The 21826-nt window shown below is 36.5% G+C and carries 17 protein-coding genes; 14 read left to right on the forward strand and 3 right to left on the reverse strand.

What is annotated here, in order from left to right; translation table 11 throughout:
• The first annotated feature begins 20 nt into the window (after nucleotides 1–20).
• The 5 genes from ACM46_RS12390 (at nucleotide 21) to ACM46_RS12410 (ending at nucleotide 7907) form a co-directional block, all read left to right on the forward strand.
• Nucleotides 21–2186, forward strand: a complete 2166-nt coding sequence (locus ACM46_RS12390) for a T9SS type A sorting domain-containing protein (RefSeq protein WP_048506934.1) — start codon at nucleotides 21–23, stop codon at nucleotides 2184–2186.
• 252 nt (nucleotides 2187–2438) lie between these two features.
• Nucleotides 2439–4610 (forward strand): T9SS type A sorting domain-containing protein, encoded by a 2172-nt coding sequence (locus tag ACM46_RS12395; RefSeq protein WP_048506935.1) that lies wholly within the window; start codon nucleotides 2439–2441, stop codon nucleotides 4608–4610.
• A 195-nt stretch (nucleotides 4611–4805) separates the two neighbouring features.
• Nucleotides 4806–5732 (forward strand): mevalonate kinase family protein, encoded by a 927-nt coding sequence (locus ACM46_RS12400; protein ID WP_048507167.1) that lies wholly within the window; start codon nucleotides 4806–4808, stop codon nucleotides 5730–5732.
• Between the two features lie 10 nt (nucleotides 5733–5742).
• Nucleotides 5743–6672 (forward strand): UbiA family prenyltransferase, encoded by a 930-nt coding sequence (locus ACM46_RS12405; RefSeq protein ID WP_048506936.1) that lies wholly within the window; start codon nucleotides 5743–5745, stop codon nucleotides 6670–6672.
• 65 nt (nucleotides 6673–6737) lie between these two features.
• Nucleotides 6738–7907 carry a proline dehydrogenase family protein gene (locus tag ACM46_RS12410; RefSeq protein WP_048506937.1) on the forward strand — a complete coding sequence of 390 codons (1170 nt, stop codon included), beginning with the start codon at nucleotides 6738–6740 and terminating at the stop codon, nucleotides 7905–7907.
• 547 nt (nucleotides 7908–8454) lie between these two features.
• Here ACM46_RS12410 and ACM46_RS12415 read toward each other — a convergent pair.
• Nucleotides 8455–8991, reverse strand: coding sequence for a helix-turn-helix transcriptional regulator (locus tag ACM46_RS12415; RefSeq protein ID WP_048506938.1), 537 nt, complete (start codon nucleotides 8989–8991; stop codon nucleotides 8455–8457).
• 838 nt (nucleotides 8992–9829) lie between these two features.
• On the opposite strand from ACM46_RS12415, the gene ACM46_RS12420 reads away from it, so the two are divergent.
• Nucleotides 9830–10939, forward strand: a complete 1110-nt coding sequence (locus ACM46_RS12420; RefSeq protein WP_048506939.1) for a M14 family zinc carboxypeptidase — start codon at nucleotides 9830–9832, stop codon at nucleotides 10937–10939.
• Nucleotides 10940–11021: 82 nt separating this feature from the next.
• Here the strand turns inward: ACM46_RS12420 and ACM46_RS12425 are convergent, their stop codons facing one another.
• Entirely contained in the window at nucleotides 11022–11537 is a 516-nt protein-coding gene (locus tag ACM46_RS12425; RefSeq protein ID WP_083997396.1) for a DUF4920 domain-containing protein, read from the reverse strand.
• A 143-nt stretch (nucleotides 11538–11680) separates the two neighbouring features.
• Between ACM46_RS12425 and ACM46_RS12430 the strand changes: the two genes are divergently transcribed.
• The 4 genes from ACM46_RS12430 (at nucleotide 11681) to ACM46_RS12445 (ending at nucleotide 16568) form a co-directional block, all read left to right on the forward strand.
• Nucleotides 11681–13093, forward strand: a complete 1413-nt coding sequence (locus ACM46_RS12430) for an APC family permease (RefSeq protein ID WP_048506940.1) — start codon at nucleotides 11681–11683, stop codon at nucleotides 13091–13093.
• A 169-nt stretch (nucleotides 13094–13262) separates the two neighbouring features.
• Nucleotides 13263–13703, forward strand: a complete 441-nt coding sequence (locus ACM46_RS12435; RefSeq protein ID WP_048506941.1) for a GPW/gp25 family protein — start codon at nucleotides 13263–13265, stop codon at nucleotides 13701–13703.
• Between the two features lie 25 nt (nucleotides 13704–13728).
• The gene (locus tag ACM46_RS12440) at nucleotides 13729–15612 is read left to right on the forward strand and encodes a type VI secretion system baseplate subunit TssF (protein WP_048506942.1); all 1884 of its coding nucleotides are present in this window, start codon (nucleotides 13729–13731) and stop codon (nucleotides 15610–15612) included.
• 23 nt (nucleotides 15613–15635) lie between these two features.
• Nucleotides 15636–16568, forward strand: coding sequence for a DUF3829 domain-containing protein (locus ACM46_RS12445; protein WP_048506943.1), 933 nt, complete (start codon nucleotides 15636–15638; stop codon nucleotides 16566–16568).
• 102 nt (nucleotides 16569–16670) lie between these two features.
• Here the strand turns inward: ACM46_RS12445 and ACM46_RS12450 are convergent, their stop codons facing one another.
• The gene (locus ACM46_RS12450) at nucleotides 16671–18494 is read right to left on the reverse strand and encodes a helix-turn-helix transcriptional regulator (RefSeq protein WP_048506944.1); all 1824 of its coding nucleotides are present in this window, start codon (nucleotides 18492–18494) and stop codon (nucleotides 16671–16673) included.
• Nucleotides 18495–18907: 413 nt separating this feature from the next.
• On the opposite strand from ACM46_RS12450, the gene ACM46_RS12455 reads away from it, so the two are divergent.
• From ACM46_RS12455 to ACM46_RS12470, 4 genes are all read left to right on the forward strand, one after another.
• Nucleotides 18908–19315: a hypothetical protein gene (locus ACM46_RS12455; RefSeq protein WP_131707585.1), complete on the forward strand. Its 408-nt coding sequence runs from the start codon at nucleotides 18908–18910 to the stop codon at nucleotides 19313–19315.
• A 24-nt stretch (nucleotides 19316–19339) separates the two neighbouring features.
• A complete protein-coding gene (locus ACM46_RS12460; RefSeq protein ID WP_131707586.1) occupies nucleotides 19340–19765 on the forward strand; it encodes a hypothetical protein in 426 nt (141 codons plus the stop codon).
• Nucleotides 19766–19832: 67 nt separating this feature from the next.
• Nucleotides 19833–20957 carry a S1C family serine protease gene (locus tag ACM46_RS12465; protein WP_048506947.1) on the forward strand — a complete coding sequence of 375 codons (1125 nt, stop codon included), beginning with the start codon at nucleotides 19833–19835 and terminating at the stop codon, nucleotides 20955–20957.
• A 79-nt stretch (nucleotides 20958–21036) separates the two neighbouring features.
• Nucleotides 21037–21678, forward strand: coding sequence for an SMI1/KNR4 family protein (locus ACM46_RS12470; protein WP_048506948.1), 642 nt, complete (start codon nucleotides 21037–21039; stop codon nucleotides 21676–21678).
• Nucleotides 21679–21826: the final 148 nt, after the last annotated feature.

The following is a 21826-nucleotide window of genomic DNA, read 5'->3' on the forward strand; positions in this document are numbered from 1 at the left end:
GTAAATCTAATTAAGTGAAAATGACAAGAAAAATTCTACTTTTATGTTGGCTGCAATGCTTTATTCTTGGTTTTTCTCAAAAACTGAGACCTGTTGCACAAAAGATTTCCGAGTACCATGCTGAGAAAAATATTTTTCAGACCTATGATTTGTTTGAAGTTAATAAGACTTCTCCGAAGCTGGCCGAGTACAAAAGGGCAGCTACGGATATTACAGCAATGAAAGTTAAATCCGCCGAACTTAAAAAACTCATCAGTGAAAAACCTGAATACCTTGAAATCAGTTTTCCTTTCAATGGAGATCAAAAGATTACGGTAGAGCTTTACAAAAATCAGATTTTTACGGACAATTTCAGGGTAGTGACCAATAAAGGAAATATTGTAAACTATACTCCGGGAGCTTACTATATTGGAATCGTGAAAGGTGATGATACTTCAATTGCTGCTTTCAGTTTCTTTAATGATGATATTGTAGGGGTAGCTTCTACTTCTGCGCTTGGAAATGTGATCGTGGGGAAAGCAAAAAACGCAGAAGACTTTGTAAGCTATTCGGAATCCAAACTTACGGGATCCAATCCTTTTGTTTGCGGGGTAGATGAGCTGAAAGAAAATCAGCCAAAAAAGATCTCGTTCGATCCGGCTGCCAATAAGAAGGCAATGACGGAAAACTGTGTGAGAATTTATTATGAAGTATGTTTTAAACCATATCAAAATAATAGCTCTGATACGACAACAACGACCAACTGGCTTACGGCTATTCATAACAATATTGCCGCTCTTTACACCAATGATGAGATCAGAGTGGCATTGAACGAAATATATATCTGGACTACACAAGATCCATATACAGGAACTCCGAATAATAATCTGGCCAGCTTTAGAAACAACAGGCAGACTTTTAACGGAGATCTCGCCCACCTGATCAACGCTCCTTCCACAACGAGTGTGGCTTATTTAAATTCTTTATGTGGAACCTATAAGCATGCATATTCAGGGATTTCCCAGACCTATTCTGAGGTTCCTGTCTATTCATGGACGATCCAGGCAATGACACACGAAATGGGGCATAGCTTAGGATCTCCTCACACGCATGCGTGTGCCTGGAACGGAAATAATACGGCTATTGACGGATGTGGTGCTCAGGCAGGGTACAGCGAAGGATGTACCGGCCCGATTCCTTCATCAACTGTAAAAGGAACGATTATGAGCTATTGTCACCTGGTTTCCGGAGTAGGAATCAGTTTCAATAACGGTTTTGGTCCGCAGCCTGCTGCTTTGATCAGAAACACGTTAGATTCAAAGGCTTGTCTGGGGACGAATTGTACTTCCAAATGTGAATATACCATAACAGAGATGAATGTTTCAAATATTACCCAGGTTTCCGCCAATACAGCCTTTACAGATGCTGTTTCTACTTCCTGGAAATATAAGCTTATGAAGATGGACGGGACTTTAGTAGAGTCAGGGAATACGAGCTCTCAATCCCTTAGTTTTACAGGGCTTCAGCCGGCTACTTATTATCAGGTTTTTGTGGGAACAAACTGTTCTGCTTCCAATGCTTATCAGAGAAATCAGGTCTTTCTTACGGATGGATCATGGTGCGAAGGAGCATTGTTTACAGATACCGGCGGTGAAACGGGACAGTATGGCAACGATGAAACTATTATTAAAACATTTTATCCTGCTTCCGGTGCTCTTACTATGACTTTTACGCAATTCGCCTTAGAGCAGGATTATGATTTTATGTATGTTTATAACGGTCCTTCTGTTGCTTCACCATTATTTGCCAATGGAAATAATTTAACGGGAAATACAGTTCCGGGACCTTTCACGTCTACCCATTCTTCAGGGGCTATTACGGTAAAGTTCGTTTCTGATCCAGGGGCTATAGCGAATGGATGGAAGGCTTCTTTTTCATGCAATGTTTTAGGAGTTGATGATGTTGTTAAAAATGATAGTGGAATAAGCATTTATCCGAACCCGGCCAAAAATATGATGGTTATTTCTTCTAAGGAGGCTTTAAAATCTTATAAAATCTATGATGAATCGGGAAGACTGGTATTGTCGGCTTCTTCATTAAAAGGAAATAAGCAGGAAGTGAATATTTCATCGATCCAGACAGGAAATTATATTGTAACGGTTGAAACGGATAAACAAACAGTGAATAAAAAATTAATTAAACATTAAAATATATTAGTCGTTATTCTAAAATAAATCGATAAAAAATCGAGTTGTTTTTAGATCAAATATAAAAAAGTAAAAGGCCTGATAATTTCAGGTCTTTTTTTTATTTAAATATATAATTTAATTATTTTAAGTGTGATTATTATTTTGTTTTGGTTTAATTTTTAAATTAAAATCATTTATTTGTTTTATTTTTTATTGATTATTTAATTTTAAATATCTTTTTTGTTTATTTGTATATCTAAAATATTGACAATGAAAAAAGTTTTATTAATTGCTCTTTTACAGTGCTTTATGTTTGGATTTGCTCAAAAGCTAAAGCCAATTGCTTTTAAAGTTTCAGAATACCATAGACAAACGAAAGACTTTGAAAAATATAATGTATTTGAAGCAGATCATGCATCAAAAAAATTGCTCCAATATAAAGAGGCCGCTACAGATATTACTGTTATTACCGTAAAATCTAATGAATTAAAAAGAATCGTCAACGAAAGACCGGAAGTTATTGAGTTCACTTTTCCTTTTGATCAGGATAAACAGATTACTGTGGAATTATACAAAAATGAGATTTTTACCAATAATTTTAAGGTGAAAACGGGTAAAGATGAAGAGGTAAGCTATACGCCGGGAGTATATTATCAGGGAATTGTAAAGAATGATAATAATTCTGTCGTAGCATTCAGCTTTTTTAATGATGATATTGTAGGGGTAGCTTCAACGCCTCAACTTGGAAATATCGTGATAGGAAAAGTAAAAGGCTCGGAAGACTTTGTCAGCTATTCAGATTCTAAGCTGACTGGCGTAAACCCTTTTATCTGTGGGGTTGATGAGCTAAAAGGAGACCAAAAAGTAATATTGAATCCGGATACCGCTAAAAAATCACCGACTCAGAATTGTGTAAGGGTTTATTATGAAGTGTGTTTTAAACCGTATCAGAATAACGGTTCCAATACAGTGACTACAACGAACTGGCTTACTGCAATTCATAACAATATCAGTACATTATACTCTAATGATGATATAAGAATATCCTTGAGTGAGATTTATATCTGGACTACTCAGGATCCTTATAATGGCAGTCCTGATGGTAATCTTACTGCTTTTGAAGGAAACAGACCCACATTCAATGGAGACCTGGCACACTTGATTAATGCTCCGGCTACTACAAGTGTAGCCAATTTAAATTCGCTGTGTTCAGCTACCAAATATGCGTATTCCGGGATTTCCCAGACGTATTCCAATGTTCCGGTATATTCCTGGACAATTCAGGCGATGACCCACGAAATGGGGCATAGTTTGGGTTCTCCGCATACCCACAATTGTTATTGGAATGGAAACAATACTCCTATTGACTGGTGTGGCCCAACTGCGAGACCTTCCATTATAACCAGCGAAGGAATTACATGTTCCAGTAATGTATTACCGGCATCGGGCACTATTATGAGCTACTGTCATTTAATGTCAAATATTGGAATTAATTTCAGCAATGGTTTTGGAGACCAGCCGGCAGCCCTGATAAGAAGCACGGTTGATTCTAAAGGCTGTTTGGGAACTAATTGTATTACCACATGCGGAATGCCTATTTCAGGAGTGAATTTTACAAATATTACTGAGAATTCGGCTAATATTAACTTCACAGACAGTGTTTCCGGAACATGGAAATATAAAGTGACTAAAATAGACGGAACTCCGGTAACTGCCGGAAATACGAGCTCTCAGACTATTGCTGTTACAGGGCTTCAGCCAGCCACTTATTATAAAGCTTACCTCGGAACAAATTGCTCTCTGCCTGATGCATACCAGTCATCCTGGATGTTTTTAACAGACGGTAGTTGGTGTGATGGTGCTCAATTTACGGATACAGGAGGACCGAACGCAAACTATGGAGACAACGAAGAGGTCATCAAAACATTCTATCCTGCTTCAGGATCATCTTTAACGATGACGTTTACAGAATTTGCCATGGAACAAGGTTATGATTTTATGTCTGTTTATAATGGTCCTTCTACTGCCTCTCCGTTATTTGTCAACGGAAATAATCTTACAGGGAACACGTTGCCTGGTCCGTTTACTTCTACTAATTCTTCAGGGGCTATTACGGTAAAGTATAAATCGGATTCTGCGGTGAATATGACGGGATGGAAAGCTAAATTTTCGTGTATGGTTTTAGGTGTGGAAGATATGGATGTAAAAAATAACGCTGTAAGTATTTACCCGAATCCGGCCAAAAATATGATGATTATTTCTTCTAAAGAGGCTTTAAAATCCTATAAAGTCTATGATGAATCCGGAAGGCTGGTGCTGTCGGCTTCTTCATTGAAAGGAAATAAACAGGAAATTAATCTTTCTTCTATCCAGACAGGGAATTATATTGTGACGGTTGAAACGGATAAGCAGACAGTTAATAAAAAATTAATTAAGCACTAATTATTTTTATAAAATCAATAAAGAAAGCCTGATAAATGCAGGCTTTTTTACTGTATTTCAATAAGAAGACGCTGTTTTTTCTGATTTGTTTAAATTGAAAAACAATTTTTATGCATAAATAAATTGGAATTCGGCTTAAGTTTTGCTTATATTCAGCGGAATAATTTTAACTTTGTAAAAAGATTTATTGTCAAAATGACGAACCCTCTATTTTATGCAAAAATAATTCTGTTCGGAGAATATGGGATGATTGAAGACTCCCAAGGACTTGTAGTACCTTACAGTTTCTACAAAGGAACTCTTAAATTCTCTGATTTAAGCTCTGAATTTGAACTTAAATCTAACAGACATCTGCAGAAATATGCTGATTTCCTTGCAGCACTTAATTTATCTGAAGGTTTCAAATTGAATATTGAAAACTTTAAAAAAGATATTGAATCCGGACTTTTCTTTGATTCCAATATTCCGCAGGGATATGGAGTAGGAAGTTCAGGTGCTTTAGTAGCTGCAATTTTTGAAAAATACGCAATCAGAAAACTGGATCCTGAACAGATCTCAAAAGATAATCTGAAGAAATTAAAAACCGTTTTCGGCGAAATGGAAAGCTATTTCCACGGTAAAAGTTCAGGTATGGATCCTTTGATCTGCTACATGAACCTTCCGATTCTGATAGAAAATAAAGAAAATCTGGACAGAGTTTCCATTCCGGAAGGGGAAGAGGGAAAAGGAGCCATTTTTCTTATCGACAGCGGCATTACAGGAGAAACCGGGCCTATGATTCAGATCTTTTTTGAAAAGATGAAAACAGAAGGTTTCCGTAAAACCCTTAAAGAAGAGTTCATCCGCTATAATAATGCCTGTATTGAATCTTTCCTGAAAAAAGATATGAACCCTTTCTTCAGAAATCTGAAAAAGCTTTCTCACTGGGCATATGAGCATTTCCGTCCAATGATTCCTGAAAGTATTTTTAACATCTGGAAAAAAGGGCTGGATTCTAATGCTTATTATCTGAAGCTTTGCGGAAGCGGCGGCGGAGGATATATTCTGGGCTTTACGAAAGACTATGCAAAAGCAGAAAAAATGCTTGATGGTTTCCAGAAAGAAGTGATTTACAGATTTTAAAAAAGATGGAATGAATTCTGAAAAAGAAACTTTCCAATCAAAAAATTATATCTCTAAATCTATATTTTACAGATTCTCCCAATTGGTGGGGTTTCTGATAGGTGCCCGTTTTTTTGTAGCTCTATTGCTGACGTTTGCTCTGTATGTATCCACTTTCTTCCTGTTCAATCAGGATGAAACTTTCAGAAAATTTGTCTTCGATTTTAAAGTACACGGAATTATTTTCTGTACAGTAATCACTATTCTTGCCGGAGGAATTATCAATCAGTTTTATGATCAGGAAAAAGATCATGTGGTAAAGCCTTTCCGGACAAGGATTCAAAATTTTATCAAACAGAAATACTTTTTATACGCTTATCTCGCTCTTACGGCTATTTCTTTGGGAGTAGCATGGATGATTTCCCATAAGGTTTTTGCGTTTTTTGTTGTATATCAGTTTTTTATGTGGTTTTACAGCCATAAACTGAGCCGGATTCTGATTATTAATAACCTTACTTTTGTAAGTCTTACCCTGTATCCTTTTTTCGGAATGATGGTGTATTACGAAACTTTTTCAAAGAAGGTTTTGCTGATGGCTATTTTTCTTTTCCTGATTCTTTTATGCATTGATATTGTAAAAGATATGCTTACAAAAAGTGTGGATAAGGCATTTGGATATATCACGATTCCTAATTATTTTAAAAACCGGAATAGTCTGATCATTATTATTTCTTTACTGATGATCACCATAGCTGTTTCTATGAAGCTCATTGCTAAAACAGGGATTTCCGGCTTCATGGCCTATTATTTTACCGGCGGTCTGTTTGTCATGATCCTGTGTATTTATCTTCTGCTTAATTCTTCAAGAAAAAGTAAATTCCTTACCCTCAATATATTAAGGTTTTGGGTTTTTGTAGGAATTATTGCGATGCTTTTGAACGGAATTGAGAATAAATTATAAGAAAAAAATCTTTAAATAAACTGAGGTTATTATTACCTTTGCAAAACTAAATTTAATAAAAAGGAATGCCCATTTTTAATGATACTAAAGTTGCATTTGCAGACAAGTCTGATGCACAATTGAGAAAGGCTTACTGGATGTTTAAAATGATTGAACAGCCTGCTCTTACCAGCCTTGGAACTTCTGTCCTTAATTTTACAGTACACAATAACTTTCCTTTCGTAACCGGAATTGTAAAAAGCACTTTGTTTGAACAGTTCTGCGGTGGAGAAACTCGTGAAGAAAGTATGAAAGTGGTGAAACAGCTTTTTAAAAGAGGTGTTGGAAGTATTTTCGACTATTCTATTGAAGGCAAGGAAGATGAAGAAACTTTTGATGCGGTTTGTAAAGAGATTAAAGATATCATCAGATTTTCTGTCGGGAATCCTGCTATTCCTTTTATTGTTTTTAAACCCACAGCTTTCGGAAGAATTGATCTGTATGAAGCGGTAGGAACAGGTGCTGAATTTACTTCAAGCCAGAAAGAGGAATGGGACAGGGTAGTCAAAAGGTTTGATGAAGTGTGCAGCCTGTGTCATGAAAATGATAAAAAAGTAATGGTAGATGCAGAGGAAACCTGGATGCAGGATGCTGCTGACCATCTTTGTGAAGAAATGATGGAGAAGTACAACCAGGAAAAACCAATTGTTTGGAATACCATTCAGATGTACAGAACCGGAAGATTGGAATATATGGAGGAAAACCTTCAGAGAGCCAGAGAAAAGAATTACTTCATTGGCTATAAAATTGTTCGCGGAGCCTACATGGAGAAGGAAAGAGCAAGAGCTGCAGAAAAAGGGTATGCGGATCCTATCCAGCCTACTAAGGAAGCTTCCGATAAAAACTATAATGCCGGAATTGATTTTGTAATGAATCATCTGGATAAAGTATCTGCTTTTTTTGGGACTCACAATGAGATTTCATCAGAGCTGGTAATGGATAAAATGAAGGCTAAATCTCTTGAAAACGGGAATCCACATGTGTATTTCGGACAGTTATATGGAATGAGTGACAATATTACATTCTATCTTTCAGATAAGGGCTATAATGTGGCTAAATATCTTCCATACGGACCTGTAAAGGATGTTGTACCCTATCTTACTAGAAGAGCCAGAGAAAACACCTCTGTAGCCGGACAGACCGGAAGAGAGCTGGGACTGATCAAAAAAGAATTGGAGAGAAGAAAAAGAGGATAATATTTTTAATTTTAAGATATTGAAGACCTGCAGAAATGCGGGTCTTTTTATTTTTAAACACATCTATGATCATTGTAAATTCTAACCCTTAACAATTATTATTGATAATTACCCAAAATTAATGATACGTTAAATATGATTTAAAATTATAAACTTTTTATTGCTTATTTAATTATAATTTTCTATATTTGAGTTGATAATAAAAAATAGTGCATGAAAAAAAACTACTTATTACCCTCTACGTTACTTAATCAAAAGCCTGATCATAAAGGTTTCAGATTTACCTCAATCCCATAAAAAGATAATTTCATATTTAATTCCTGAAGGTTCAGAACAAGCTGCCGAAATAGTAGATATTTCCGGACCAATATAATGGACTCTAAAATTGAGGAAAAGCAAAAGGTTTTAAGAATTACAGAAAAAGAATAGATTCTAAAAATAAACAGGAAGGCAAGCCTTCAAAAATTATAAAGCTAGCCAAGCAAATAGCTTTAGTTTTCTTCTTCAAATATTTTTTATCCTGACCAATTTTCTTTGGTCAGGTTTTTTATGGTTCAAAACTTTCAAATTTTCCGTTTTCGTAGAACAGAACAATTCGTTTTATTTTATTAGACTGATTTCCAGTGACTTGATTGATAATCTGCTCATTTGAATTTTCTAATCGCTGAGAATCCGATATATTTTCCTGTCTCTTATAAGGAGGCGGTATAAACGATTCTCGCGGGCTCTCTTTTACAGCCTCATTTTCCTCTTCCGCTCCGAAATCTTCATCATCTTTCATCATCGTAAATAAATCGGGGAGAGGAGTTGGCTTTGCCTTCTCATCATCGGTTTTTTCTTCAACAACGGAGTTGATTTCCGGTAGTTCTGATTTCAGCATTTCTCCTTCGCCGGTAACCAGCCAGTCCCAAAGAATTTCAGGAAAGCTTGATTTTATCTTGATGATAAATTCCAGTGACGGTTTATTCCTTCCGGAAGTGATGTGCGAAATAGAAGAACGCTGTACATCTACAGCATCGGCAAACTCAGAAGGACTGAGATTGGAATACTCTATAACTTTGGAAATTCTTTCGTTTAAACTCATAAAAATAAGTTGTCAATTGTTTTACAAATGTAAATAATAAAATTTACATAAGCAAATTACAAAAGTAAATGAAATTTAAATTAATGAATATACAGTTGTAAACTATCATAATACGCTTAAATATAGCTATTTATGGGATTGACTAAATTGCTATACATCTATTTAACAAAGTAAACACCATTTTTAGCTTGATAAGCTTAACCACTGATTACTCTTAAACTTTCTATTTTGATAGGATTCCAATAATGCTTATTTACTTATTAATTAATAATAAACACCTGATTATTAGTGTTTTCATATGTAAATTGATAAATGCTGTATATTATTATAAAATTAAGATTTCTGAGCATTAAAAGACTGGATTTTGCTGTATACAAACGTAAATATCACAGGTAAATACCTAATTATAAGCTTTTTATAGATGCTCCATTCAAAATTACACCTGCAAAAAACCTTTATTTTTTGATAAGAGCATTAGAATTAATATCAAGGCTAAATTTTGATTGAATTTCAGGGATAAACGTATAAAAACAAGAATTTACATTTGTATACATATGTGATTAAGTAAGTTTTCCACATTAATCTTGTTTAACAATATTATGCCTATTTGCTGATTAACAGGCTTTTTTCCACTTAAAGTATTATTACTATTTTGATTGATATAAATTTTATAAAATACTGACTTTTATTTAGTTACATGTTTCAATTTAAATTATCTTCAATTAACAATTTTATCCACAGACAAAATGGCAGTCGGTGTTGTTTAGATAAATTACATATGTTAACTGCCTTTTTCTCCCTGAAAATCGTTAAATTTGACTCTTGTAAATTATTTATAATGAATTTTGAACAGATCTATTTTCCAAATCCTAATTTCTTAAACCGCTATATTTCCCCTGAAAAATTATTTTCTTACCTACAGACCAATCTCAGCGATTACATTCAGGAGATTGGAAGGTCGTATTTAGATAAACCTATTTATCAGTTAAGCATCGGAACCGGACCGATTAAAGTTCTTGCCTGGTCGCAAATGCACGGCAATGAATCTAATGCTACTCATGCCATGCTTGATCTTCTTGAAACTTTGGATAAAGCTCCGGAAATGAAGGAAGATCTTTTTAAAAAAATCAGACTGGATTTTATTTTTATGCTTAATCCAGACGGATCTGAGAAGTGGACAAGACTGAATGCCTCAGATATTGATCTGAACAGGGATTTTCATAATGAAGCCAGTAAAGAGATTAAATTCCTTAAAAAAGCAGTAGCGGAGAATAGATATGATTATGCACTCAACCTGCATGAACAGAGAACTATTTTTACAACAGACGGGATACATCCTGCAACGCTTTCCTTTTTGGCACCTTCAGAGAATGTAGAACGTACCATAACGGATAACCGTAAAAAATGCATGGCTGTAATTGGAAGGGTTTACGATCATCTGAAAGAACTGATTCCTGATCAGATAGGACGCTATTCTGATGAGTTCTATCCAACTTCTACAGGAGACAATTTTATTAAAGCCGGAATGCCAACTATCTTATTCGAAGGCGGTCATTTTGCTGAAGATTATGCGAGAAAAGGAACCCGTAAATACTATACAATAGCTTTATATTATGCATTAAAAGCAATCAGTGAACTGAATTCTGGTATTGAAGGCTGGGAAAAATACCTTGAAATTCCGGAAAATCAGGAAACACACTATGATATTATCTACAGAAATGTAAAACTGAATACAGATCATGAATGCATTCTGGATGTGGCGGTTCAGTACCGGGAAACAAAAGAAGAAGGTAAAGATGAAATTTCTTTTGTACCATTTGTGATGGAAGTGGGAGAAGTGAAAAAAAGAAAAGGCTGGGTGGAGATAGACTGTACAGGAAAGAAATTTGTAGCCCCCACCAAATATCCGAAACTGGATGCTATCGTAGAATTTACAATAGAAGATTAAAAAAGCTTAATAGAGCTGTGAAAATAAAATGTCCTCAGAAAATACTACTTTCTGAGGACATTATTTTTATGGTTAAGCAGACTTAGTTCACCACTTTAATTCCATTGGCTACAAATCTGATCTCTTCTTTAGGAGTCGTAATGGCATCAATTTCTGCCTGAGGCTTTTTAGCATCTTCAGCATAATGTTTCTGCTCGTCTATAGAAGTTACTTTTCTTTCCGCGGTACCTTCCAATACTACATTTTTACCTTTTAAAGCTGTAGGTACAAAGAAAGCATAGTCTTTCATTTTTACAAAAAACTGAGAATTATCTTCAGTCTGGATCGTAAGCCAGCATCCTTTTTTCTCGCATACATCGGTTACTTTTCCTTTAACGGCTACACCTTCTACTTTTTTATTATCTTTTTTAAGTTTCTTGCTTAATTTATCTACTGTAATAGCTTTGGATTCAGACGCTGAAACAACTCCGGCTCCGTAAGCATCACCTACCAAAGCATTTCCTGCCGGAGGTCCGGACTTTTTCTGTGAAGTCTCCTGTGCAAAGGTTAAAGCAGAAACACTCACGGCCGCTGCCAATAATATCGCTTTGAATTTCATTTTTAATATTTTTTTCAAAAGTACTAATTAAAATCGAATAATAAATTGATAAAAGATTGATAAAAAACAGGTGGTGCAGTAAATTTTAAACAAATTTCAAAACGAACGGCAGATTTGTTTATATTTGACGCCTATACTTGACTATGCAGAAAAAACTGAAACTATGGGACGCCGTTATGTTGGTAATGGGTTCAATGATCGGAAGTGGAATTTTTATCGTAAGTGCCGATATGATGCGGAATATGGGTTCCGGATTTTGGCTGATAGCAGTCTGGATCATTACGGGAGTGATGACGGTAGCAGCAGCCATCAGCTATGGAGAGCTTTCTGCGCTGTTTCCGAAAGCAGGCGGCCAGTATACTTATCTGAAAGAAATTTTCGGTAAAAAGATGGGTTTTCTTTACGGATGGGGCTTGTTTACAGTAATTCAAACCGGAACTATAGCCGCAGTGGCTATGGCTTTCGGAAAGTTTACAGCCTATCTGGTTCCTTCATTGAATGATGCGGCACCTCTTTTTCAAAGTGGAGAATTTAAAATCACATGGATACAGATTCTTGCAATAGCCGTTATTCTTTTACTTACCTATATTAATACAAGAGGAGTAGAGAGCGGGAAATTGCTTCAGAATATATTCACAGGTTCAAAAATCATCGCCTTAGTGGGTTTGATTGCAGCCGGATTTATCTTGGTGGATTTTTCGCATATGTCTGAAAACTTCAGTCTGGGTTTTGATTCCTTTAATAATCTTAAAAAAGATGTTAGCGGTAATTTTCTTAAAGAAGGCTGGGAACCTATTGGTGGAATGACGTTAATGGGAGGTATTGCTGCGGCCATGGTGGGGTCTGTTTTCAGTTCTGTAGCCTGGGAAAGTGTAACCTTTGTTTCCGGAGAAGTGGAAAACCCAAAGAAAAATATTGTTAAATCAATGATCTATGGAACTTCCGCTGTGATGATATTGTATTTGGCAGTCAATTTTGTATATCTGAATGCATTAGACAGAGAAAGCATTGCTTTTGCAGCCAATGACAGGGTAGCGGTAGCAGCATCACAGAATATTTTTGGAAGTGCAGGAACTATTATCATTGCGGTTCTTGTGATGGTTTCCACATTCGGATGTGATAACGGACTGATTCTGGCGGGGGCTAGAGTATTTCAGACCATGGCGAAGGACGGAATGTTTTTTAAATCGGCAGAAAATAACAACAAAAATGAAGTTCCGGAGAATGCTTTATGGATGCAGGGGATCTGGGCTTCGGTATTGTGTCTGAGTGGGCAATACGGAAATTTGCTGGATATGATCTCATTTGTCATTGTTCTGTTCTATATGATTACTGTTTTTGGAGTCATCTATTTAAGATTTAAAAAGCCTGATCTTGAAAGACCTTATAAAACCTGGCTGTATCCGGTAACGCCTATCATCTATCTTGTAATCGGAACAGGTTTCTGTGTACTTCTCCTGATTTACAAACAGCAGTACACCTGGCCCGGATTTTTAATGGTATTGCTGGGACTTCCTGTCTATTATTTTATTAACAGGAAAAAGAAAGCGGATTAATAACGAAAAATAACGACATTTATACTTATTGAGGGCTTCCGGAACGATCTGGAAGCCTTTCTTCTATATAATATTTTTGATGTCTTTTCCTGTTTATTTCATGAAAATGTGTATTTTGGTATTTCTTTTTAAGTAAACTAGACCATGAAGTAAAAACAAGAAGCTGACTATGGATACACCAAATTACAGAATGCCTTTTGCGCCTTCAACACTCATGAGTGAAGGCGGAAGCATTGATACCTGCGACATGGGCGAAAGCATTGCGCACAATATCATGCTGCTGATCACCACTAAAAAAGGCGAAAACCGATATGATGACAACTATGGAAACGACGTCTGGAACCTTGAATTCGATAATGGGGTTACCAGTGCAGTCTGGGAGAGCGTTTTCATTAAAAGCCTGAGAAGACAGATTCAGGAATATGAGCCCCGCATTGTACAGGCACAGGTTGATGCACACATTCAATTTGTAGAGCACAGCTACGATACCAAAGAACACACAGAAATCAAAAAGAAAGTAAGGATTGCCATCAATGCAAAAATGGAGGCAACGGGAGAGCGTTTCAGCTTTTCTACAGAATTATTTTTAAGTCCGATGTCTATCGACTAAATGTTTTTAACAGTAAGAAAAATTTATGAACTTAGATCAGAATATATATTCCAAAGAATCTGTAAAGGCCAGAATGCTTCAGAACGCCACCAAAGTATGGGGACTGAAGAGCCCGCAGTCTCTGGATCCTTTTGTAAAATTATTGATAGACGCGTTCAGTACAGAAGTCTTCAAGGCTAATAATGAAATTCAGACCGTGAATGCCCGGATTCTGGAGAAACTGGCAAAACTTCTGACCCCTTCCATCTATACTCATCCAATTCCTGCTCATGCGGTTGCTTTTACGCTGCCCTATGAGTCTTCGGAAATCCTGCTGGAACATACGGAGTTTTTCTTCCGCAAGCAGATGACTTCCACCGTGAAATCGGAATCGGATAAGCAGATTAATATTCCTTTCACTCCGGTAGGCAATGTGCGGATCAATAAAGTACAGACCTCGGTGATGTTTGTAGGAAATACATGCTATAGTGTAGATGACAGGCTGAATAAAATCCCTGTAGCAAGATTCCAGGGTAAACCGGAAGATTATAGAAAAATTACGATTGGAGTAGATGTAAGCAGATATGTGAGTGAGAATTTCCCTAAATATATCAGTGTTTTCTGCTCAAATCCGGCTTTTGAGCATATGGATTTTGTGTATAAACTTCTTCCATACATCAACGTTACCAGTGATGGGAATCCTTTATTTGTAAGGGAAGGACTTAGTTATCTTTCGAATAATCAGCAGGACGGATATGAGCAGATGTTCAGGGAACAGTCTATCCGGAATAAAGCTATTGAAGATATTAAAAGTATTTATCGTCACAAGTTTATTGAGATCACAGGACTTTCAAGCAGTCTTTTTTCAGCACCTGGAAAACTGCCGGAGAATCTGAGCTTTCTTGACGGGAAGGAAGAAATTAAAAAACAGATCGGAGATAAGCGTTATCTGTGGCTTACTTTTGAATTTCCACCGCAGTTTTCAGCTGAGATTTTAGATAACTTTTCATTTGTAATGAATGCTTTTCCGATTTACAACCGGGGTTGGAAAAAAACAGAATACAGTCTGGATATTATGGGAAATAATATTCCTCTGGTTACAGATGAAGGCGAACATTTTCTGTATGTAGATGAAGTGCAGGACGGAGATGGCCGGAAGTATACAGAGATTCCTTTTACTCCTGCAGACGATCTTAAAAAAGGCTTATATACGGTAAGAAAAGGCGGAATGGAACGTTTTACGAACAGAAACGCTGTAGATATGATTGCCAATGTGCTGGAGCTTACGAGAGATGAAATTGCTGCATTTTCACTGTTAAACAGGGATAATGTGAAAGGAGTGTTGAGTGAAATGTCTGATAAGATGAAGACCATGGTACAAAAAGTAAACAATGCCAAAAGAAACATCCGGCAGGAACTGAATTATGTGATTATGGAGCCTGTAGAAAAGACTGATCATACCTATGCGTCTTTTTGGATTACTCACTGTACACTAGCCAATCATATGCGCCCGGGAACGGAGCTTTCTAATCAGCTGAAATCCCAGACGGTAGTTCTTCTCACCGAAACCATAGGGGGAGCGGAAGAACAAAAGGGTACGGACAGTATTCAGGCTTATAAATATGCTTTGACCACAAGAGACAAAATTATCTCTCTTGAAGATGTAAAGAATTATTGCAGAATGGTTCTGAAAGATGAGGTAAAAGAAGTAAGAGTAAGAAGAGGAACCATGATAAGCAACCGTCCGAAAGAAGGCTTTGTAAGAACGGTTGAGGTAGAAATTATTCCGCAGAATTACTCTTTTTATGGAAGAGCATACTGGGAAAACATGGCCAATATTCTCAGAAATCAGATTATTTCAAAAGCTATTGACGGAATTGAGTACGTTGTGAAAATAAGCAATGAGGATATTGATCTTGATGAAATATAAATACACCAAAAAAACTATAAAATATGAGAAAGATGATCGTACTTGCCATGGCACTGAGTTTTACATCAGTTGCTGTGGTCAGCTGTAAAAAAGATGTCAGTAAACTGGGGCAGTCTGTTTTGAACCTCGGAGGAGCCAATGATGCCAATGCTATCATTGATTTTAATAACAATTTTCTGGATTCTTATAAAAGCACCTCGAAACATATTGAAAGCATTCTTAAATACGCAGATGCCGCTTCGGCAAAAGCTAAAGGGGAGAATGTGATGATCATGCCGATTGTTATCAGTTCTATGGATTATTCTTTTGGAAAGATCAAAGAAATACCTTCAGGGTTTGGAAAAGATAAAGCGGCTATAGAAGCCGATTTCAATGCGTATAAAGCTAAAAAGGAAAACATAGAGAAAAAGTTTGAGGAACTGAAATCTTATATGAATTCTGAAGATTATAAGGATGATAAAGGAGCGAAAGCAGATGCTATTACCAAAGAAATTGAAACAGATGCTCAGGCATTGTTCACTTCAGGGGAAAATGTAGTAGCCAAAATAAAACCTGCGACAGATGCTGCAGAAGAAGTTATTCTGAAAGATCATCCGCTGAAAGAGTATATCATTTCTTCCAAAAATGTAATGAATTCTCTGGATGCTACTTTAGATACATTGGATAAACAGTATTCCGGAAAATTCAATGAGGCGGAAGCTCAGAAAAAATACGATGAGTTGGCCAAAGCAATAGAAGCCAATTCAAAACTGGATTTTAATGTAAAAGATCCTCAATATGCGTACAAGAAATCTCAGTTTGAAAGTTTTAACAAAACAGCTTCAAGCTTCCTGGATGTCTACAGAAAACTGATTCGTGATTCAAAAGGGGAAGGACAAATTTCTGACAGCAATATTCAGCAGGTTGATTCTTCTTATGAGTCGGTATTGAATTCATACAACTCATTTGTAAAATAAAGACGGGAGAAAGCAATAGAAAAAGACCAACACATAAGTTGGTCTTTTTTTGTTTATCCATTAGTGCATTAAAGTTTTCATTCTTGAAAGCTGTTGTTCTGTTTAGCTCAGTTTCTGTATCAAAAGATCCAGACTGTCTTCTTTCTCCAGGTTTAATTTTTGTTTTATCCTGTATCTTGCCATGATAATGCTTTTAGGATCCACACCTAAACGATGGGCAATTTCTTTGTTGGAAAATCCCATTAATATATAGGTGCAGTGCTTCAGATCCAGCCGGGTAAGTTTGTTATTAGCCTGCTGCTGAAGTCTGTTAAAAAATTCCGGATGTATGTTCGCCAGGCTGGTTTTTGCATGTTCAAAATCTTCATCTATATGCTGGCCTTCTTTTAATATCCGCTCGATCTGGTTTTTAAGCATTCCGCTTTCAGGCTGGTCTGCCAATTTGTTGCGCATCGTCTGTAAAAGTTCATTTTTTTGCTCTACCTGTAAGTTTCCTGCCAATAGTTCTTTTTGTAATTTATCCTGTCTTTCTTCTAATAGTTCCTGTTCTGCCTTGAGACGGGCAGATTCCTCCGTTCGGAGTTTTTGTTGCTGAATTGAGGATTTTAAACGGAAATGATAAGAACGGAAAAGAAATACTAGAGCAAGCAGTCCTGCGATGATCAGTCCGATGGAAATAAAATTAAGCTTTCTGTTAAAAATAGCCCGCTCCTGCAGTGTTTCAAGTTCTTTTTCTTTCTTTTCTGCTTCGTATTGCACGCCAAGCCTTTGCACGATAGACAGTTTTGCAGCATTGTATGCTTCCTGTTCGTACTGCATGTATTGCTTATAATAGTGGAGTGCTTTTTCTGTATTTCCGCTTTTTTCTGCTACGGTTGCCAATCCTTTCATCATGGAAGCTTTTACCCGCATACTGCTGCCGGCGCTATTTTCTACTTCAGCAAATCCGGCAAGGAAGAGTCTTTCCGCTTCGGCATAATTGCCCTCGGCTATGGCATATTCGCTTAGTATTCCATAGCAATTGGCAATTACTTCTTCATGTTTTGTTTTCCGGGCAATAGCTAAAGCATGGTTAATATTCTTTTCGGCTCTGTCTTTATAATCTTTTGGAAAAAATTCCCAATAAATGTTGGCTATATTTAAAGCTGCTGCTGCTACATTGATGTGGTTTACAATTCGTTTGGGCTGTAATTGAGAAATTTGAAGCACCTGCTGATTGTAGAAAATAGCAGAATCCAGTGATTTTTTTTGGGATGTATCTTTTCTGAAGTTCTGTAAAAATGAAGATGCTGTGGCCAAATAAGCATTGCAGATAATATCAGGATCCCGTGATTGAATTGCAGAATTTTGGCTGAGACGGGTATATTTCTTTAAGTTTTCAGGATCTTTTAAATCGGCGTAAATACTGGCTAAATAATGATAAACAAGGCTCTCGTAGGCGTATGCTTTTTGGCCGTCAAGCAATTGCAGGGCTTTAAAAAGACTTGCGGTAGCTTTAGCGGTATTGTTAACGGTGTATTCAAGCCAGCCTTTTCGTAACCATACATATCCGTTAATGACTTTATTTTTAGATTTTTCCGTATAAATTAAAGCGTTATCGATATTTTTTTGAGCCAAAACAAGACTGTCCCGCTGTACATTTAAATAAGCTAATGTAGCCAGAGCAAAAGCACTGTACTGCCCGTCAGAAAATTGATGACTAAGTTGTAGGGCTTCGTTGGCAGCATTCAAAGCCGACGGCATATCTGTTTCGTAAAGGTTGCGGCCAAGATGCGAAAGAATCATTGCTTTTTTTTCAGGTTCCAGCTTCGGATTACGAAGAAGGCCTTTTAAAGAATCAACAATAATAGATTGTGAACGGACTTGATGGAGCCCGGCGAGAAATAAGAACAGGGTAATTATGAACTTTATATTATATTTCATCATACGGGTGGTTGATATAATGGGGCCAGAAAGCTCAAAGAGGAAAGTTGTATCCTTGTTAAGGATTATTCTCTTCATCTTCATTTCCTTAACCCAAATCCAGGTTAAATATGAATTTCATAATGCTGAATACAACAAAAGTACAATTTGTCATCTAATTACAGGTATATTTCCTGAACTGATGTAAACAGAGCTGTAGATAAAAGTGAGCCTGTATATACTTTATAAATCGGTTTTCTGCTTTTGTAGATGTTTTGTAGATGTCTTTTTGTTGGAAAATCTGCACATCGGACAGCATCTTTGTAATAGAGGTTGCTGAGCCAAATTCAGTGTTCTTTCTCCAATTCTCAGTATCAAAACGACTGTTTCTGTTTTCTCTAATGCTTACATCAATACTTATTTTAAAATTTAATGATATGAAAAAAACAATATTAATCCTGCTTACCCTACTATCAGTTTTAATTGTAACGGGTTGCTCAAAAGACGATCCTGCAGAAATACCTCCACAGGAAAGAATACTGGGTAAATGGAAATTTATTTCGGTAGTGACTGAAACCATCAGACCATCCAAGCCTGTTGAAATTACGACTGAACAAGGTGCGGAAGGCGATTATTTTGATTTTCGTAATGATGGAAATCTGTATTATGCTTTAGGAGGAAATGAAGAGGAGATAGAGGCTTACAGCATTGAAAACGGAAATATACTTAAAATCGAGGGTACTATTTCTACGATAAAAGAACTTACCCAGCAAAAACTGGTTTTTGAATTTGTAAAAGAAAATGCCAATTATACAAGAAAGCAAACCTATAATCTGAGTAAATAATACCAACACACAAAATGAATGGATATGAAAACACATCAATTATTACCAATATTCATCCTGCTGATAATCATTTTAATAAGTACTGCGGGATGCCGGACAAGCAGTTCTGAAGATGACGAAAACAATGCGGTTGCCGCCATGCAGCAAAAAGTTCTGGGCCGCTGGAACTTAGTGAAATTTACAGAAGAAACAACAGTGGGCAACCAACCTCCTGAAGTCATCAACAACAATCCTCAAAACATTTATTTTGAATTTTTATCCAATGGAAAAGTGAGAACAAATGCAGAAGGGGAAGAAGAGTATTCTTACGAAGTGAAAGTAAACAATACCATGATTCTGTGGCAAAAGGAACAGAAAATCCTGGAACTGACCAATAATAAATTTACATTCAGTAATAGCGCCACTGAAGGGAATACTACTTATAAACAAACCTATTTCTTAACCCGCTAGTGAAAACTATTTTTTGAGGTTGTAACCTCTCTTGGTTATGGGGCGTTTTTCAACTAAAAATAGACGAATGAAAAATAAAACCTTCCTGCTGTTGTTCCTGCTTTATTCCTTTGTGGCATTGGCTCAGCCTGCACAAAAGACAGCAGAACGTACAAAGTGGACAGAAGAATCCATCAAATCGAATATGTCTTCCAGACCGTTTAATCCGATAGAAGGGATTTATAAAAGTTATCAGCGTGATGGTATGCCGCATTACAAAATAGGAATTATAAAAGATGGACCTGTATATAAAGCCATTATTCTGGAAACGGAAGTATCCGGTTGGAAACCGGGTGAAGTTAAAGCCGTTTTTGAACCCGGCGCTACAAAAGGACTGTATTCCACCAAATGGTACATGAGCGATAAAACGCTTTATGAAACCTTTTCGAATGTAGATCTGGAAAGCGAGACTATCCTTTCAATAGAGCTGAAAGACACAAAAACATTGCAGAAACGCGTCGATTATTTCATTAAGACATATCCTGTTGCCGGAAATGACACTATTTTTAAAAAAGATAATTCGATAGCATCAGGAAGTGGATTTTTTTTAACCACAAGCGGTATCATTGCCACCAATGCCCATGTTGTACAGGGAGCATCTGATATTGAGGTGACGGTAAACGGTCAATCAGGTGTATCTACATACAAAGCAAAGCTGTTGACAATAGATTCTCCCAATGACGTAGCCTTACTGAAAATAACTGACAGCCAATTCAAAGGCGTGGAAGCTATTCCATACAGCATTATAGAGAGTCAGGAAATTGGTTCCCGGGTTTTTACGCTGGGGTATCCTTTAAATGATATTATGGGAAGTAATTATAAGGTTACCGATGGCATTATCAGTGCCACATCCGGTATTGCTGATGATGGGCGGTATTATCAGATCTCAGTGCCTTTGCAGCCCGGAAATAGCGGCGGCCCGCTCTTCAATAAAGACGGAAATGTAGCAGGGATAACAACCGCCAAATTAAAAGCGGCCGGAACAAAAACAGAAAATGTGAATTATGCTTTAAAATCTTCCTATTTACTCAATTTATACAAAAAAGTTTCAAAAGCGGAAGGAATATTGCCTTCCTCCAGACTTTCAGGAAAAGAACTGCAGGATCAGGTCAAAGTATTAAAAAATTACGTATGTTTAATAAAAATATATTAAGAAAGCACCGGAAAATAATGATATTGAAGAGACTTATTTATGCTTTAATAATCAGGTGAAGGTGGGAGTAATTGAATAAATGTGGTACCATAAATTTACTTTTTTTGATAAACAGACCGGATTGTCAGTTCTTCCGGAAGATCATTACTTTTCCGGATCTTTAACGGAAGAGGAAGTAAAACTTTACTCTGAATTTCTGGAATTTAAAGATAAAACCACTCTTCATGCTTTTCATTTGCCTTTAGAATTCCTGCAGCTGTTACAGTATTCAAACGGTGGAGGTATTATTAACGGACAACGCGAATTCGGCTTCTTTTCTTTACAGGAAATACGGTATTATTATCTGGCTTATGGATTTATAAAATGGGCACCGCTTCTTTTACCGGTTGCATTAAATGGCGGAGGCAAATTTTACGCTTATGATTTCAGGGATTTGAAAAATTTGAAGATCGTTGCGGTCAGCAGTGGAGATTTATCCTATGAAAATATGGCTTATCTCGGCGGAAGCCTTGAAGAAGTATTAAGCAAAACCGGGAATATTGAGGATGAACTGGATCAATTGTACCCATCCACGGAACCTTCGGAAAAAACAAAGAGGAGAATAGAGATTAATAAAGAATTGAATGTTCTTAAAGAGGAGAAGAGCAAAGGAAAAATTGAATTAAAACTTTATCTTCAAATAAAGAGAAAGCTTGAAGATGAAATAAATCAAATAAAATAACGAACTCTTTTGAAGACAACAAATCCCCGAATATTTCCTTGAGCACCTTAAACATTTGGTGTTTTCAAATTCTATAAAAATTTAACTAAAATTAAACCCGAATAAGAACTTTACAGCTTATACAATTCCATAAATTTCCGTAATTTTG

The organism is Chryseobacterium angstadtii (assembly GCF_001045465.1).
In the GTDB taxonomy this organism is placed as follows: Bacteria; Bacteroidota; Bacteroidia; order Flavobacteriales; family Weeksellaceae; genus Chryseobacterium; species Chryseobacterium angstadtii.

What these genes read in the sequence shown, in the direction of transcription:
- ACM46_RS12390 (WP_048506934.1), top strand. Translation starts at nt 21, where the DNA reads ATGACAAGAAAAATTCTACTTTTATGTTGGCTGCAATGCTTTATTCTT.
- ACM46_RS12395 (WP_048506935.1), top strand. Translation starts at nt 2,439, where the DNA reads ATGAAAAAAGTTTTATTAATTGCTCTTTTACAGTGCTTTATGTTTGGA.
- ACM46_RS12400 (WP_048507167.1), top strand. Translation starts at nt 4,806, where the DNA reads ATGACGAACCCTCTATTTTATGCAAAAATAATTCTGTTCGGAGAATAT.
- ACM46_RS12405 (WP_048506936.1), top strand. Translation starts at nt 5,743, where the DNA reads ATGAATTCTGAAAAAGAAACTTTCCAATCAAAAAATTATATCTCTAAA.
- ACM46_RS12410 (WP_048506937.1), top strand. Translation starts at nt 6,738, where the DNA reads ATGCCCATTTTTAATGATACTAAAGTTGCATTTGCAGACAAGTCTGAT.
- ACM46_RS12415 (WP_048506938.1), bottom strand. Translation starts at nt 8,991, where the DNA reads ATGAGTTTAAACGAAAGAATTTCCAAAGTTATAGAGTATTCCAATCTC.
- ACM46_RS12420 (WP_048506939.1), top strand. Translation starts at nt 9,830, where the DNA reads ATGAATTTTGAACAGATCTATTTTCCAAATCCTAATTTCTTAAACCGC.
- ACM46_RS12425 (WP_083997396.1), bottom strand. Translation starts at nt 11,537, where the DNA reads ATGAAATTCAAAGCGATATTATTGGCAGCGGCCGTGAGTGTTTCTGCT.
- ACM46_RS12430 (WP_048506940.1), top strand. Translation starts at nt 11,681, where the DNA reads ATGCAGAAAAAACTGAAACTATGGGACGCCGTTATGTTGGTAATGGGT.
- ACM46_RS12435 (WP_048506941.1), top strand. Translation starts at nt 13,263, where the DNA reads ATGGATACACCAAATTACAGAATGCCTTTTGCGCCTTCAACACTCATG.
- ACM46_RS12440 (WP_048506942.1), top strand. Translation starts at nt 13,729, where the DNA reads ATGAACTTAGATCAGAATATATATTCCAAAGAATCTGTAAAGGCCAGA.
- ACM46_RS12445 (WP_048506943.1), top strand. Translation starts at nt 15,636, where the DNA reads ATGAGAAAGATGATCGTACTTGCCATGGCACTGAGTTTTACATCAGTT.
- ACM46_RS12450 (WP_048506944.1), bottom strand. Translation starts at nt 18,494, where the DNA reads ATGATGAAATATAATATAAAGTTCATAATTACCCTGTTCTTATTTCTC.
- ACM46_RS12455 (WP_131707585.1), top strand. Translation starts at nt 18,908, where the DNA reads ATGAAAAAAACAATATTAATCCTGCTTACCCTACTATCAGTTTTAATT.
- ACM46_RS12460 (WP_131707586.1), top strand. Translation starts at nt 19,340, where the DNA reads ATGAAAACACATCAATTATTACCAATATTCATCCTGCTGATAATCATT.
- ACM46_RS12465 (WP_048506947.1), top strand. Translation starts at nt 19,833, where the DNA reads ATGAAAAATAAAACCTTCCTGCTGTTGTTCCTGCTTTATTCCTTTGTG.
- ACM46_RS12470 (WP_048506948.1), top strand. Translation starts at nt 21,037, where the DNA reads ATGTGGTACCATAAATTTACTTTTTTTGATAAACAGACCGGATTGTCA.